Raw genomic sequence first — 14,865 nt, forward strand, 5'->3', positions numbered from 1 at the left:
TCTCATGGGATTTCTCTTCGGACTTGATAATCACGTGATCATCGCTCTCGTGGTTGCATTCTACATTGCTGCGGGAGGACAGCTTCTCCATGTGCTCTTTCTCTCGACGCGTCGCGATGCGCGCCCCTTTTCGCTCATCAAGCTCTACGAGGTGTTGCTCTTCGTGCATCTGCTGCTTGCGGCGGGCACGGCGAACAGCATCCACAGCGGCTATGGCGTGGCGCTTTTCCGCCTGAAGGCGTTCTCGCTTCCCGTCGAGTCGCTTCTGTGGGTCGATGCCGCGGCGGCGCTTTTGGGGCTTTCGTTGGCGATTGCCTACCGTCGCCCCGTCATGACAAGCGAAATCGCCCTTATGGCGCTTGTCACTCCGCCTTCCATCGATATGCTGGGGCATCTGGCTCCGTATCTCCTCATCGGCGATGCGGCGTTCTTCGTCTTCCGCGTGGGGGCTGCGCTTACCCTTGATGTGCGTGTTGGACGGCGCTCCGTTTCGCGCCTGTCGATAATCGATTCCATCTGGGCGCTGCCCGAAGGCGTCATCTGCGCCGACGATGAAGGGCGCATCCTTTTCATGAGCGATTCGATGCGTTCGTGTCTGACCGCGCTTGGCTTTGCGACCGACCTCTCCGAAACGCGCGGGCTGTGGGAGGACCTCGAGAAGATGGCCCGCAAGGCGGAAGGTGGCGTGAATGCGGTTCTCCCCGAGGGTGTCAGACTTGAGATATCACCTGATGACACGCGACTTTTCATGCGCGATCGGGTGAGGCTTGGACACAAGGAGTACCGTCGCATGGTTGCCTTCGACGTGACGGAGGAGGAGTCTATCAACTCCGATATGGAGCGCATGAACCATCTTCTCGACGTGGCGAACACCGAGCTTGTCGCTGCTGTTGAGAACGCGCGCGAGGTCTCTCGCAACGAGGCGATCTTGCGGATGCGCTCGCGCGTGCACGACACCGTGGGCCAGCGCTTGTCGATCTTGCATCGCTATCTGGAAGATGACGACACCGATCCTGAAAAGCTCGCGCGCGTGGTCGAGCTCGCGCGCACGGTCGTGGAAGACCTCGCCGAGCCCGTTGACGTCGACGCCGAGGGCGCCCTTCGCGCGATAGGAAGCTCGTTTTCCCTCGTCGGAATTACGATTTCGGTAGAAGGCGAACTGCCTGCGAACCCTGAGGTTGCCATCGCGTTTGTCGATGTCGTGCGCGAGGCGGCGACCAATGCCGCCAAACACGGGCAGGCGCATCGGGTCGATGTTCGTCTGGGCGAATCGTCAGGTACCTATACGCTTTCCGTTCAAAACGACGGTGCTGCCGCGCGAGGCGAGGTGCAGGAGGGCACGGGTTTCCCCTCGATGCGCCAGACGCTCTCGCGCGTAGGCGGCACGCTTTCCATCGCGTCGACTTCCCCGTTCACCATCGAGGCGCAGGCGCCGTGCGCGCCAGTTCATGAAGGAGAGGACCAATGATCAAAATCGTTATCGTGGAAGACCAGACCATGCTTCGCGACTCGCTCGCCCAGACCATCGACGCGCAGCCCGACATGGAGGTAGTAGCCTCCCTCGGCGATGCCGCCTTCGCGCTTGAAGAGGTGGAGAAAACGGGTGCTACCTGCGCACTTTTGGACGTATGTACCGAAAACGACTCGAGTGGCATCGTCGCTGCGCGCCGTATCAAGGAGTCGCATCCCGATGTGCGCGTCGTTATCATGACGGGTATGCCCGAGATCACCTTCATCGAGCAGGCGCGAGCGGCGCACGTCGACAGCTTCGTGTACAAAAACGTCGGCACGAACGACCTTTTGGGTATCATCCGCTCCACCATTGAGGGATATTCTACTTTCCCGCGCGCCCAGCAGAGCATCTTTTCGGACGCGGCGGCGCTGACCGATGTGGAGGTCGATATCCTGCGCCTCGTGTGCGAAACCAAGACGCGCAAAGAGATCGCTCAGGAGCTGTACCTGTCCGAAGGCACGGTCAAGCGCCACATCTCCGAGATTCTTGCGAAGACCGGCTACGACAACATCCTGCGCCTTGCGGTCCATGCGGTCTCAAGTGGGCTTATCGTCCCGAAAATGCGCGATGAACAGGAGATGCACTAAAGCGTGACTTGTCGATATCGCCTGAAATGGCCACGCGGTCGCACTTTGCGCCGCGCTGCGGGCCATAGGGTCGTTGCCGCGGGGTCCCCTTTCCCTCACCATAAAGGCAACGAATGATTCGTCGGTTGTGCGGGAAGGAGTGCGGGTATGGGATTGTTTGGAAAAATCTTCGAGAAGAAGAGTTGCGATATCTGCGGAGGGGAAATCGGCTTGCTCGGCAACAGGAAGCTTGAAGATGGCAACCTGTGCAAAGAGTGCGCCAAGAAGCTCTCCCCCTTCTTTAGCGAGCGCAGGCGTTCGACCGTCGAGCAGATTCGTGAACAGCTTGACTACCGCGAGGCGAACAAGGACCGCGTCGCTGCCTTCAACACGACGCGCACCCTCGGTGGCGACACCAAGGTGCTTCTCGACGAGGACGCGCAGTGCTTCATCGTCACCTCCTCGTCGCGCTGGCGCGATGCGAACCCGGACGTGATGGACTTCTCCCAAGTCACCGGATGCGATTCGGAGGTTCGCGAAACCCGCACCGAAATCTATCGCGAGGACTCCGAAGGCCACCGGGAAAGCTACGACCCGCCGCGCTACGACATCGACTACGACGTGTACCTTACCATCCATGTGAACTCGCCTTACTTCGACGAGATCACGTTCAAGGTGAACGATGGCCGCATCGAGGAGCGCTACTCGGTGGAATTCCGCGAGGCGGAGCGTCAGGCTAACGAGATTCGCGAGGCGCTCACGAGCCTGCGCGAGACGGTGCGCGAGAACGTTGCGGCGGCGAAGGCTCCAAAGGCAGCGGTGACCTGCCCGTTCTGCGGAGCTACCACGATGCCGGACGCAAATGGGCGCTGCGAGTTCTGCGGCGGCGCGATTGGCATCTAGCGCGGGGCACCATCGTCGGGGCGGCAAGCTCCGGCGTGCAAGATAGAGCAGTTGGAATGGGAAAGCTATTCGGGAAGGAAGTGCTAACATGAAATCGAAGTTGAAGGTATTCGGGGTTGTCGCATTCGCTATCGCGCTGTGCTTCGCGCTCGTCGGCTGCGGCGGGGGTGACAAGGCCGACCCCAAGAAGGCGGTCATCGGAACGTGGGAGCTCTCCGAGCTCACGGGCGCTTCCGAAGACGATATGGCCATGATGAAGGCGTTCGGCCTCACGGTCGAGGCGACCTTCGCCGAGGATGGCACGTTCAAGCTCGGCATGTTCGGCGAGACGATGGACGGCACTTGGGATGCCAAGTCGGCCGATAAGGTGTCCCTGACGATCGAGGGCGACAGCGTTGACGCCACAATCAAGGACGGCGTGCTTTCCATCGAGGTCGATGGCGAGGGCATGAAGTTCAAGAAGACAAGCGACGAGGTCAAGGACCTAGGCTCGAGCTCTTCGAGTGGTACCACCAGCGGCTCGAGCGCGACGGACGACCAGGCGGTCCAGGCCATCGACAAGGAGATCTACAGCGACGACAGCATCTCCGTGATGGTTGTCGACAAGAAGCAGGATTGGCTCGACTCCTGCGGCTATACCCTGGTTGTCACGAACAAGAGCGCCGACACGGCGATCGACTTCAGCGGCTCTTACGGCACCTGGACGGTGAACGGCAAGATGATCAGCCCCTACATCTACGAGACGATCCAGCCGAATGCTTACGTCGAGACGTTCATGACCTTCATGGACGACAGCATCAAGAGCATCGACGATCTCGTGAACGTGCAGGGCTCCTTCGAGGTCACGAACTCCAAGACCTACGACGAGATCGTGACGTTCCAGGTTACGATGCCGTAGCGGAATAGCTCGATAGCGGCTCGTCTGCACTTGGCGCAGATGGGCTGACGAAAAAGGCGCCGCGCCCCGGCAAGGGGCGCGGCGCTTTGCTATGTTCGTCGATGCCGTTCTCGGAATAGGGATGTTACGAATTAGGCAATCGTGTTACTATCTGTCGCAGCGATTCGATACGATTCAAAGCGAAGGGAAGAAGCTCATGTTGAAGAGAATGAGAGCGTGCGGTGTGGTTGCCATAGCGGCCTGTCTGTGTGCGTGCCTGCTTGCGTTTGCGGGTTGCTCATCGCCTGCGAGCTCGGGCTCATCGGGCGATGCGCAGGGCGAGCCGATGACGAAAACGGTGGTCGATGCCTACGGCCGAAGCGTCGAGGTTCCTGTCGATGTCGAAAGCGCGGCGACCGTCGGCAGCGGTGCGCGCTTCGTTGTGTACGCAGGTGGGCAGGACAAGCTCATCGCTGCAACCGAGATGGAAACCGAGCCTGCCATGAACCGCCCGTACGCGATCGCGTACAAGGACCTCTTCGCCAACCTGCCGGCAACGAGCAACGGGAACCATCTGCTTGAGACGAACGTCAACGAGGAGCAGCTCATGGAGCTTGCCCCCGATGTGATCATCTCGAGCCGCAGCGCCGAGGAGTGCGACTCCCTTCAGGCGGACACGGGAATCCCCGTCATCGGCATCACGTATCAAAACCAGCTGTTCACCGATAACGTGTACGCCTCGATTACCTGCGTCGGCGAGGCATTGGGCACGCAGGACCATGCTCAGGAAGTCGTCTCGAAGCTCAAGGAATGGGATGCCGACTTGAAGGCGCGCACGGCGGATATCCCCGATGCCGACAAGCCGAGCGTCTATGTGGGTGCCGTCAATTACAAGGGTGCGAAGAGCTTCACCGGCACGTATGCGAACTATGCCCCGCTCGTCGAGCTTGGTGCGAAAAACGTCGCTGACGAGACGGGCCAGAAAGCCGCCATCGATGTCGACCTCGAGCAGATCGGCAACTGGGATCCCGACTATATGTTCCTGAACGCGGGCAACATGGACCTCATGAAGACGGACTACGCCAACAACAAGGCATTCTTCGACGACTTGAAGGCGTTCAAGGAGGGTCACCTCTACACGCAGCCGTTCTTCAACTTCAACGGCACCAACGTCGACACGGGCATCTGCGACACGTACTTCATCGGCGCGACCATCTACCCCGACAAGTTCGCCGACGTCGATCTGGATGCGAAGTATTCCGAGATCTACACAACGCTTCTCGGGGTGGATTTCTACCAGACCATGAAGAATGCGGGAATGGGTTTCACGACGCTTTCTTTCAGCTAGAATAGCCGCTTATGGAAGAGGACAAAATTACAACTGCGAGCTTGCCCGGCGAGGGGAAAGCACCCCGCGACGCGTATACGGGCTATATCAGGCGCAAGCGCCTCGTACTCGTCGTCCTCTTCGTTGCGGTTGTCGGCATCGCCGTGTTCTCGATGACTATGGGCTCGCTTCAGATCGCCCCTCTCGATGTGGTGCGCGCGGTCTTCGGGCAGGGCGATGTGCGTACCGTCGCCGCAGTTCAAAACATTCGTCTCCCCCGCGTCTTGACGGCTATCGTCGCCGGGGTGGCGCTCGCGCTTGCGGGGTGCGCCTACCAAAGTGTCCTGCGCAACCCCCTTGCTTCGGCGAGTACGCTCGGCATTTCGCAGGGCGCTGCGTTCGGGGCTTCGCTTGCCATTATCGTTTTCGCAGGTGGAGCAGGTGCTTCCGCAGCCTATGAGGGCATCTCGACCGCCGACCCCGTAACAACGGCGCTCTTCGCGTTTGTGGGCGCGATGTTTTCGACAGTGGTGATCCTCCTTTTGTCCCGCGTGCGCGAGATGACCCCCGAGAGCATCGTGCTGCTCGGAGTTGCCTTGTCGGCGCTGTTCACCGCGGGCACCACGATCGTCCAGTACTTCGCCGAAGATTCCCAGGTCGCCGCTGTCGTGTTCTGGACGTTCGGCGACTTGGGGCGCGTGAGCAAAAGCCAGCTTGCCGTGATGGCGGGTGTTACGGCGGCGAGCGCTGTGTTCTTCTTCGCGAACCGCTGGGCCATGAACGCGATTGAATCTGGGGAGGGTCTCGCCCACAGCTTAGGGATCTCCGTAAATGGCGTGCGCCTCGCGAACATGCTGGTCGCGAGCGCGGCGGCATCGACGGTGATCGCCTTTTGCGGGATCATCAACTTCGTCGGTCTAGTTGCTCCTCATGTGATGCGCCGTGTGCTCGGGGCTGACTACCGCTTCCTCCTTCCCGCTTCGGCGCTTGCGGGCGCGGGCATGCTGCTCATCTCGGACATCCTCTGCCACGTCGTTGTGGCGCCGCTGATTTTGCCGATTTCCGCAATTACCTCGTTCGTCGGCGCGCCGATCTTCGTCTACCTGCTGTTTCGGGGGGTGAGCCGCTGATGCTCGAAGCGCGTGGAATCGGTTTTTCCTATCGGGCGGGAACCCCTGTTCTAAAGGATGTCTCCATCGAGCTTGCCCCTGGGTCGTTCACGGCGATTCTCGGGGTGAACGGGTGCGGCAAGTCGACGCTTCTGTCGTGTTTGATGGGCTTGCGCAAGCCCGATGATGGTCAGGTTCTTCTCGATGGCACTCCCCTGCGGGAGGTCAAGCGGCGAGCGCGGGCGCAGAAAGTCGCGCTTGTCGCCCAGCACAGTCACGCGAACCGTCTAACCGTCTACGACTCGGTGCTCGTTGGGCGCCATCCCCTTATGCAGGGTGGTCCGACGGCGGCCGATCACACCGTCATTCGTGAAACGCTCGACCGGCTGGGGCTTTCCGCTTATTCGCTTCGCTATGCCGATGAGCTTTCGGGCGGAGAATACCAGAAGATGGTGCTTGCCCGCGCATTTGTGCAGCAGGCCGAGACGCTTCTGCTCGATGAGCCGACTAACAATCTCGACCCCGCTAATCAGCAGGAGGTCATGAGGGAAGTCCGCCGCGAGGTTGACGAGCGCGGTATCGCGGCGTGCGCGGTTATGCACGATATCAATCTGGCGCTTCGCTATTGCGATCGATTCCTCTTCTTGAAAGACGGCGTGGTCGATGCCGTGGGCGCCGGTGAGATCGTCACCCCTGCTCGCATCAAGCGGGTCTACAACATGGATGCAGACGTCATAGAGCACGGTGGAAGAGCCGTGGTCATTCCCCGATGAAAGGTGTGGCATGAACGAGGGAACGGGCGACATTGCGCGCTACTTCAACGAGCGCGCGGACAAGTGGGACGAAAGCGGCTGCTCGGGGGAAAGCCGGGTGCAGGATGCCGTGCTCTCGCTCGTCGATTTGAAGCCGGGCGATACGGTGCTTGACCTGGGGTGCGGCACGGGTGTCATGATTCCGTGCTACCTTTCGGCCAAGGCGGGGAGAATCGTTGCGGTCGATGTGTCGGAGAAGATGATCGAGCGCGCGAGGGAAAAGTTCGGCACCGAACCTTCGGTGGAGCTTCGAGCCTGCGATGCGCTTTCGCTTGACGAGGCCGAGCGCTTCGATGCCGTGATCATCTACAACGCCTACCCCCATTTTCCCAACAAGCCTGCGCTGGTCGAGAAGGTATATCGCCTGCTCAAGCCAAAGGGACGCTTCGCTGTGGCGCACGGAATCGGCAGGGATGCCATCAATCGCCACCACGAAGTCGTCGCCGCAGGGGTGAGCTGCGGTTTGCGCGCGGCGAGCGAGGAGAGCGCTCTTTGGGAAGGCAGGTTCGAAATCGAGTCGCTGGTGGACACGCCTGGCTTCTACGCTTTCTCCGGTGTGCGAAGGTAGCGCTCGCCTGCGCCTGGCTCTTAAGGGAGGCAGGAGGCGTGCACACGCGAATCGCGCTGTGGCACCTGCAATTCGCGGAAATCCACAAAGTCTTCGCTTACGAAGCGCCTTCTGTTTGTGCTTAACTTAAGACAGTTAAAAGGCGCAGTGAGACGCTGCATACGTTATGCAGAGGTGGTCGCAACGAGCATGTTGCGGCCACCTTTTTTATGCTGACGTGGCCTTTTGGCAAGTATCACCCTTAAGAAAGGAGTAATTGGGATAGTGACTTCGAACAATGCAAATCTTCCTCGCGCCCGTGTTGAGGTGGCGCATCCTTATCTTGCCCTCATGGGCCTTTACTGCGGCGGTTTTGCTGGAATGTACAGCGAGACTGCGCTCAATATCGCCCTGCCTCAGCTGTCGGTGGCATTCGGCGTCGATGTTTCCGTTGTGCAATGGCTTGTGGTGGGTTACATGCTTGTGATCGGCGTGGTTCTGCCTTTTGCGAGTTTGCTCATGAAGTGGTTCTCTGCGCGAAAGCTCACCGTGTTCGCGCTCGGCGCCTTCTTCGTTGGGGCGCTTGTGAGCACCGTTGCCCCCTCGTTTGCCGTGGCGCTTGTCGGGCGCGCGATGCAAGGAATCGGCACGGGGCTTGTCCTTCCCATCATGTTCGCTATGGTGCTTGAAGTGATTCCCCCGCATAAGATCGGCGCCGCCATGGGAACAAGCGCGCTTGTCATCATGTTCGCACCTGCAGTCGGTCCCACGCTCGCGGGCGCGCTCATGGGTGCCGGCTCATGGCGCCTCGTGTTTGCAAGCTTCGCGGCGGTTGCCCTCGTGGGAATCGTCTTCGCATTGAAATTCGAGGTGAATCCCTACAAGTTGACCAAGCCGTCGATCGATGGGCTGTCCATCGTGTTTTCGGTTGTGGGTTTCGGCGGTGTTGTGTTCGGGGCTGGAATGGCGAGCTCGTACGGGTGGACCTCCCCCATCGTACTTGCTGCACTCGTTGCGGGTGTAGCGTGCTTGGTGCTGTACGTGCATCGTCAGCTTTCCATGGAAACGCCGATCATCGATGTGCGCATTTTCTCCCATCAGGGATTTCGCATGGGCGCGCTGTGCATGATGATCAATTTCGGGATCACACTTTCCGCCATGTACATCCTGCCGCAGTTCTATCAGAACAGCATGCTGCTGGCGGTGGCTGTGACGGGCGTGGTCATGCTGCCTGGTGGTATCGTGAACGCGCTCGTGAGCATGGTTGCCGGTTGCATCTATGATCGCATCGGTGCGCGCGGACCGGCGCTGTGCGGCTTCGGATTATCTATTGCGGGTGCGGCGGCGCTGCTTTTCGCCACGCCGGAATCTTCGCTTGCCTACGTGATCGTTTGCCATATCGTCATGATGGTTGGTGTGCCGCTTGCGATGTCTCCTTGCCAGACGCACGCGCTCTCGTCGCTGCCGCGCAACCTGTCGACTGATGGATCCACGGCCCTCAATACGATGCAACAGGTGCTCGGCGCGGTGTGCACTGCGGTGGCGACAAGCCTTCTTACGGCAGGTCAGGCAAGCTATGTCGCCGCTGGTGGCACGAGTTCCGCGCTTGCCTTTGCGCAGGGGTCCCACTGGGGTTTTGCCTTCACGCTGGTGCTCGCCGCAGTGGGTTTCGCGTTGTCGCTGCGCATCAAGGTGAAGAAGCGCGTGAACGTGGGAACGGGGGAAGTTGCTGCCGCAAACGCAGCCGGTCGAGCTGCCGCTCGTGCCGCCGCGAAGGCTTCGGCTTCAGGTGATGTGGGAAGCGATGGCACTCCCGCGCACGACGCAGCGAAGTCGGCAGCTCGCGCATAGCACGTCGGTTCCGGCTGGTAGGTGCTGACCTCACCGAGATGCGTTCCTCTTGGTTTCGGCCTATGGGGAAACCAAGCGCAGAGGGCGAATGTTGGCGTTCTGAAAAACTCCCTTCTTTGGCGGTCAGGCGTTTCTGCGCTCGACCGCCTTTTGTATTCGGGTCGCCCTAGGCTGCGGCCTTCGCGCCCTTCGCTGCTTCCTCTGCTGCAAGAAGTTCGCGCGCATGCTCGATGGCATCGTCGATGTTCGGGCGGAAGTGCTCTTCGCCCACCAAATCGAGGAATCCGGCGCGGCGCATGGTCTTTAAGGGCTGCTCGTTGGCGTGGCTGAAGATGAGCTTCACGCCGTTTTCCTTGCAGTACTCGTAGAGATTCTCGAGCGCATTCATGCCCGACGAGTCGAGCGAGGGCACGCCGCGCATGCGGATGATCAGGTATTTCGTAAACTCTTTCACCGAGATGTCGGTAATACGGTCGGTCATGCCGAAAAACATCGGGCCATTGATCTCGTACACGCGCACGCTTTTGGGCAGCTCGCGCAAATGGGTGACCTCGGAGTTGGCGTCGCAGTAATATTTCCAGCCCTTGACTTCGGTTTCCTCGGAGACCATCTTCATGAACAGCACCACGGTGATGAGCATGCCGACAGCAATGGCTGTCACCAGGTCAAACACAATAGTGAGGGTGAACGTGAGCAAAAGTGTGGCCACCGCGCCCTTCGATGCCGTGTGGCACAGGTGCGCGAAATTGCGCCAGCCGCTCATGTTGTAGGCGACCTGCAGCAGGATTGCCGCGATGGTGGGCATGGGGATGAGCGCCGCGTACGGCATGAGGAACACGAGCACTGCGAGCAGGACCAGTGCGTGCACCATGCCGGCAACCGGTGTGCGCCCGCCGCTTTTCACGTTGGCGGCCGTGCGCGCGATGGCGCCCGTCGCGGGAATCCCGCCGAAGAGCACCGAGCCCAGGTTGCCCACGCCTTGGGCCACAAGCTCCATGTTGCAGCGGTGATGCGAGCTGATCATGGAGTCGGCGACGACGCACGAGAGCAGCGATTCGATAGCGGCGAGGATGGCGATGGTGATGCCGTTGGGCAGCTGGTCGCGCAGCAGGTCGAGAGAGAGTTGCGGCACATGCAGCTCGGGCAGGCCGGCGTTGACGGTGTAAAGATCACCGATGGTGCTCACGTTCATGCCGAACAGAGGCACCATGACCATGCCTACGATGACGGCGACAAGCGAGCTGGGCACCTTGGCTCCCAGCGTACCCAGTCGCGGCCACAAAAACAGCACCGCGAGGCACACTGCGCCCACGACGAGCGCTTGCCAATTGAAGGTTCCGAAGTTTGCTGCGAGGGCCGTTACTTTGTCGGCCGTTTCGACCGTCACTGTGCCCGCGGGATACGTAAGCCCGAAGAAGTCTTTCAGCTGGCCGATCACGATGGTCGCCGCAATTCCCGCCGTGAAGCCGGTGGTGATGGTGTAGGGCACGAATCGGATAATGGTTCCCAGCTTGAGCAGGCCCATGATCACGAGCAGAACGCCGGCGATTAGCGTTGCCGCTACCAGGCCGTCGATGCCGTCGGTCGCGACGATGCCGGCTACGATGGTCGCGAATGCGGCGGTGGGGCCAGAAATCTGCACGCGCGAGCCGCCGAGGAAGGCGATAAGGAAACCCGCGACGATTGCCGTGTAGAGCCCCTGCTCGGGGCCAACGCCTGACGCGATTGCGAGCGCGATGGAAAGAGGCAGCGCCACGATGGCGACCACAATGCCCGATACAACGTCGCGGGGAAGCTGCTCTTTGAGTTCTTCTTTACTGGAGTGCTTGATGATGCTGAACAGGATCGGTTTGATTTTGTCGCGCTGCAAGGGTGCTCGATTCCTCCTCGTCGTTTTCGTGTGTGTCGTGCGCGCTGCCCGTCCGGGCTTTTGCGCGCTGTCCTACCGTTCCGCGCTCGTTTCGTCCGGGTGTTTCCGCGCGCACTGCCCTATCCCGTATTGGGGACAGAAAAATTCCACCCAGGCAGGCCCGGGTGGAATCTGATGTTTTCAGTTGTCGCCAAAAAGGCGTGGAAAGGGAGGTTTCGTATTCTAACGGCTAGACAACGTGGCTGCTCATGGCGTGCATAAATCGATAGCGTTGCGCGCAAAAGCAAGGGCGAGCGGTAGCGGGCGAACGTGAGGCGGATGGGGTGCGCGGGTGAGCGGGGTTAGCAAACGATGCGGAGCGCGGGTGGGGACGTGGAGTGCGGCAGGCGAACCAGGGCCCAAGAGAGCACAGCTGCGAGTGTGTGTGCGGCATTCGGCCGCGGGCGAGCGCGAAGGCGCGCTCGGAATAGCCAGCCTCCTTCTCGCGGGCATTTTCGTGCGATCTCTTCGCGAGAGCCGCTATCATGGTCGCATGGACGATTTCGAGAAAAAATGGAGACGCATTCAAGAGCAGCTTCGCCTTCAGATGAACGGCGATGAGCGGCCGCGCATTTCGAGCGGTCGCACGCTTTTCGGCATTCAGAGCGAGGGCGAGCGCAAGATGGACGAGTTCGCCCGCCAGATAGAAGAGGAGTACCAAACTCGCGAACAGGGAAAAGAGAAGGGGAAGCGCGAGTTGTAGCGCTCTCGGGATGTGGTGTTGTTGGAGCTACAGCACTCGGCTCCTCGCGCTCTTCTTCCTGCTGCGAGCGCCCAACCGCACACGGCCCCTCGGTTCCCTCATGGGCGCATCACTTCGATTGGCTCTTTTTCGTCACAGGCATGTTGTCCGCGACTGACCTTTCCTGCTGCGGGAAAGCTGCCGGGGTCGCCCCATGTTCTCCTTGTTGGGAGCGCCTCGCTGCAGTCGGCCATTTTCTTTCTCCGCCTTGTTGATTGCTGCTTCTCTACCGCTGTGCTCGGTGCTCGCCGTTGCCTCTCTTCGCCGTGTGCGCCGTTTCGGTTTTCCGTGCCCCATCGTCGTGTTTGGCCGTCGGCTGTAGGTGCCCTTCTTCCCCGAAATCGACTCGTCGTGGACAAGAATCGTCGATATGTGAGGAGTTTCTTGAAGCTAACTTTTCCCTAGAAAAACCGACCTGGGAAAACGTCGAGCGACTTGGGGAGAAGTAGGCTCGTCGTCCATTTTCGGCTCACATATCGACGATTCTTGTCCACGGCGCCCCATTTTTCGAGAAGAAGGCCGACGAACGCGATCACGGACGCTCAATCTGTTTACGGCGCGGCGTTTTGGTGACCAAATGGCAACGATGATGAGCTCTCGGTTGTCCTTGAAGCGACCCAGGCGCACGATGGCATGGAAGAAAGGCCCACTCGATACGGGCGGGTGCGGACGACCAAGCTTCACGGAAGGATGCGATATGTGTACGGGAATCAGATTCAGCGACGGCGAGGGCAACATGTATCTGGCGCGCAACCTCGATTGGAACACGCGCTACGGCGAGCGTGTGGTGGTGACGCCGAAAGGTTTCCCGCTCCCCTATTCCTTCCTCGACGATGCGCCTGCTGCTCATGCGGTCATCGGCATGGCAGTGGCTTTCAATAACTACCCCCTCTATTTCGACTGCGGAAACGATGCGGGTCTGGGCGTTGCGGGTCTGAACTTTCCCGGGTTCGCCGAATATTCGGACGGCCCCCTTGAGGGCAGGACGAACATCGCCGCCTACGAGTTCCCCGTTTGGGTGGCCGCGAACTTCTCGACGGTAGATGAAGTGGAAGCAGCCCTCGCGAATGCGAATATCGTCGCGAAGCCGGTGAGCGAGCAGTTTGGCGTGTCGATGCTGCACTGGATCGTGGGCGATGGGACGCGCTCTATCGTGATTGAGCAGATGGCGGACGGCTTGCATGTGATGGACAACCCGGTCGATACGCTGGCGAACCAACCTGAGTTCACCTGGCACATGACGAACCTGCGCACGTATATCACGGCGACGGGCGACTTCCCTGCTGCTGCGACCTGGGGTCGCGCTGAGCTTGTCCCCTTCGGCGCAGGCGCTGGAGCGCGCGGTATCCCGGGCGATTCCTACTCCCCTTCGCGCTTCGTGAAGGCGGCATTTTTGAACGCGAACTACCCGCAAAAGTCCAGCGAATGGGAAAACGTGCTGCGCGCATTCCATACGCTTGGGAACGTGGCGATGGTGGAAGGCTCGGCGGCGATGGCCGACGGTACCTTCGAGCGCACGCTCTACACGGGGTGCTTCTCGGCGCGCACGAAGACGTACTATTACTCGACCGACGACGACCCCTCCATCAAAAGCGTTGCGCTTGCGGATTGCCCCATGGAGGACGTGAGCAAACTCTTCGTTGCCTAAGTAGTGCGCGAGGGTGCCGTGTCAACTTCGCACCCTCGCGCCTCCCGCTTACTCGAACGGCGAGCGGTCGTGGTTGATCTCGCGGCTGAACAGGCGCTCCACTTCTGCCGCATCGCGGGTCTGCCCGAGCGCCCACATGGTCTTCGCCACGATCGCCTCAGGGGTCATGTCGGCGCCGCGCAAAATGCCCGGATGGTTCGCGTACGCGCGCCCAACCTCATAAACTCCCAGGTCAAGCCCTTCTTCTGGAACCTGCGTCGTCATGACGGCGATGCGTCCCGAATCGACCCAGGAATAGATGGCCTCTTGAAAGCGCGGGCCGGTTTCGCCTTGCTCGGGAATGCCGCCGATGCCGAACGTTTCTAAGATGACCGCATCATAGGACGGCGCTAACGCCGAGAAGATTCGCGAATCGAGCCCCGGCGTAAGTTTCAACGCGAACACGCGCGGGTCGAGCTTGTCGTACACGACGGGGCGCTCCGCTGTGCGACCGCGGGGTCCTTCCGCCTTCCCCGCATGCGCGAAGGGGGCAGAACGCACGATGCGGTCGGTGCGAATGTAGGCAAGTGGCGGGAAGTTCACGCTGGTGAAGGCGTTGAAGCTCATGGTTCGCTGCTTGCGCGCGCGGGTTCCCGCAATGACGATGCCGCCGAATGCGATCGATACATCGCGCGCGTCGTCGTCGGTCGCGTACAGCACGCTTTGGTAAAGGTTGAGCTTCGCGTCGGTGAAGGCGCTCGCCATGGGGCGCTGCGATCCGGTGAGCACGATGGGCTTGGGGCTGTGCTGGATCAGATACGACAGGGCGGCTGCGGTGTAGGCCATGGTGTCGGTGCCGTGCAGCACCACGAACCCGTCGTAGTCGTCGTAGTTTTCCATGATGGTGCGGGCGACGTGCAGCCAGTCGCTTGGGCGCATGTTGGTCGAGTCGATGTTCATGGCCTGCTTCACGTCGAGGGTTGCGAGTTCGGTCGCCTCGGGGACATACCTCGTCAACTCCTCGCCCGAAAGCGCTGGTGACAAGCCGTTTCCCACTTCTTCTGATGCGATGGTGCCGCCTG

The 14,865-nt window shown here is 60.4% G+C and carries 13 protein-coding genes; 11 read left to right on the forward strand and 2 right to left on the reverse strand.

Features of this window, described 5'->3' with window-relative positions; genetic code table 11:
• Nucleotides 1-4: 4 nt before the first annotated feature.
• The 9 genes from Q0G85_RS07375 (at nt 5) to Q0G85_RS07415 (ending at nt 9,505) form a co-directional block, all read left to right on the forward strand.
• Nucleotides 5-1,468: a hypothetical protein gene (locus Q0G85_RS07375; protein WP_297156224.1), complete on the forward strand. Its 1,464-nt coding sequence runs from the start codon at nt 5-7 to the stop codon at nt 1,466-1,468.
• Nucleotides 1,465-2,100, forward strand: coding sequence for a response regulator transcription factor (locus tag Q0G85_RS07380; protein WP_297156226.1), 636 nt, complete (start codon nt 1,465-1,467; stop codon nt 2,098-2,100). Before Q0G85_RS07375 ends, Q0G85_RS07380 begins: the two co-directional genes overlap by 4 nt.
• A 147-nt stretch (nt 2,101-2,247) precedes the next feature.
• Nucleotides 2,248-2,982 carry a DUF4428 domain-containing protein gene (locus Q0G85_RS07385; RefSeq protein ID WP_297156228.1) on the forward strand — a complete coding sequence of 245 codons (735 nt, stop codon included), beginning with the start codon at nt 2,248-2,250 and terminating at the stop codon, nt 2,980-2,982.
• Nucleotides 2,983-3,070: 88 nt separating this feature from the next.
• The gene (locus Q0G85_RS07390) at nt 3,071-3,880 is read left to right on the forward strand and encodes a hypothetical protein (RefSeq protein ID WP_297156230.1); all 810 of its coding nucleotides are present in this window, start codon (nt 3,071-3,073) and stop codon (nt 3,878-3,880) included.
• Nucleotides 3,881-4,076: 196 nt separating this feature from the next.
• Nucleotides 4,077-5,207: an ABC transporter substrate-binding protein gene (locus tag Q0G85_RS07395; protein ID WP_297156232.1), complete on the forward strand. Its 1,131-nt coding sequence runs from the start codon at nt 4,077-4,079 to the stop codon at nt 5,205-5,207.
• Nucleotides 5,208-5,218: 11 nt separating this feature from the next.
• On the forward strand, nt 5,219-6,316 hold the full coding sequence (locus tag Q0G85_RS07400; RefSeq protein WP_297156234.1) for an iron ABC transporter permease: 1,098 nt from the start codon (nt 5,219-5,221) through the stop codon (nt 6,314-6,316).
• Complete coding sequence (locus Q0G85_RS07405; protein WP_297156236.1) at nt 6,316-7,068, forward strand: ABC transporter ATP-binding protein; 753 nt, start codon at nt 6,316-6,318, stop codon at nt 7,066-7,068. The genes Q0G85_RS07400 and Q0G85_RS07405 overlap by 1 nt, the downstream gene beginning before the upstream one ends.
• Nucleotides 7,069-7,078: 10 nt before the next feature.
• Nucleotides 7,079-7,675, forward strand: coding sequence for a class I SAM-dependent methyltransferase (locus Q0G85_RS07410; protein WP_297156238.1), 597 nt, complete (start codon nt 7,079-7,081; stop codon nt 7,673-7,675).
• A gap of 264 nt (nt 7,676-7,939) precedes the next feature.
• Complete coding sequence (locus tag Q0G85_RS07415) at nt 7,940-9,505, forward strand: DHA2 family efflux MFS transporter permease subunit (RefSeq protein WP_297156240.1); 1,566 nt, start codon at nt 7,940-7,942, stop codon at nt 9,503-9,505.
• A 166-nt stretch (nt 9,506-9,671) separates the two neighbouring features.
• Here the strand turns inward: Q0G85_RS07415 and Q0G85_RS07420 are convergent, their stop codons facing one another.
• Nucleotides 9,672-11,375, reverse strand: coding sequence for a SulP family inorganic anion transporter (locus Q0G85_RS07420; protein ID WP_297156242.1), 1,704 nt, complete (start codon nt 11,373-11,375; stop codon nt 9,672-9,674).
• Between the two features lie 424 nt (nt 11,376-11,799).
• Here Q0G85_RS07420 and Q0G85_RS07425 point away from each other — a divergent pair, with 424 nt between their 5' ends.
• Together Q0G85_RS07425 and bsh are read left to right on the forward strand one after the other, a co-directional pair.
• A complete protein-coding gene (locus Q0G85_RS07425; protein WP_297156244.1) occupies nt 11,800-12,117 on the forward strand; it encodes a hypothetical protein in 318 nt (105 codons plus the stop codon).
• 736 nt (nt 12,118-12,853) lie between these two features.
• Entirely contained in the window at nt 12,854-13,804 is a 951-nt protein-coding gene (gene bsh / locus Q0G85_RS07430) for a choloylglycine hydrolase (RefSeq protein ID WP_297156246.1), read from the forward strand.
• 48 nt (nt 13,805-13,852) lie between these two features.
• On the opposite strand, the gene Q0G85_RS07435 is transcribed toward bsh, so the two are convergent.
• Nucleotides 13,853-14,865, reverse strand: a 1,013-nt coding sequence (locus Q0G85_RS07435) for an asparaginase (RefSeq protein WP_297156248.1), incomplete at its 5' end; no start/stop codon positions are given.

The organism is uncultured Ellagibacter sp. (genome assembly GCF_934617235.1).
Classification (GTDB): Bacteria; Actinomycetota; Coriobacteriia; order Coriobacteriales; family Eggerthellaceae; genus Ellagibacter.

What these genes read in the sequence shown, in the direction of transcription:
- Q0G85_RS07405 (WP_297156236.1), top strand. Translation starts at nt 6,316, where the DNA reads ATGCTCGAAGCGCGTGGAATCGGTTTTTCCTATCGGGCGGGAACCCCT.
- Q0G85_RS07390 (WP_297156230.1), top strand. Translation starts at nt 3,071, where the DNA reads ATGAAATCGAAGTTGAAGGTATTCGGGGTTGTCGCATTCGCTATCGCG.
- Q0G85_RS07395 (WP_297156232.1), top strand. Translation starts at nt 4,077, where the DNA reads ATGTTGAAGAGAATGAGAGCGTGCGGTGTGGTTGCCATAGCGGCCTGT.
- Q0G85_RS07410 (WP_297156238.1), top strand. Translation starts at nt 7,079, where the DNA reads ATGAACGAGGGAACGGGCGACATTGCGCGCTACTTCAACGAGCGCGCG.
- bsh (WP_297156246.1), top strand. Translation starts at nt 12,854, where the DNA reads ATGTGTACGGGAATCAGATTCAGCGACGGCGAGGGCAACATGTATCTG.
- Q0G85_RS07385 (WP_297156228.1), top strand. Translation starts at nt 2,248, where the DNA reads ATGGGATTGTTTGGAAAAATCTTCGAGAAGAAGAGTTGCGATATCTGC.
- Q0G85_RS07380 (WP_297156226.1), top strand. Translation starts at nt 1,465, where the DNA reads ATGATCAAAATCGTTATCGTGGAAGACCAGACCATGCTTCGCGACTCG.
- Q0G85_RS07375 (WP_297156224.1), top strand. Translation starts at nt 5, where the DNA reads ATGGGATTTCTCTTCGGACTTGATAATCACGTGATCATCGCTCTCGTG.
- Q0G85_RS07400 (WP_297156234.1), top strand. Translation starts at nt 5,219, where the DNA reads ATGGAAGAGGACAAAATTACAACTGCGAGCTTGCCCGGCGAGGGGAAA.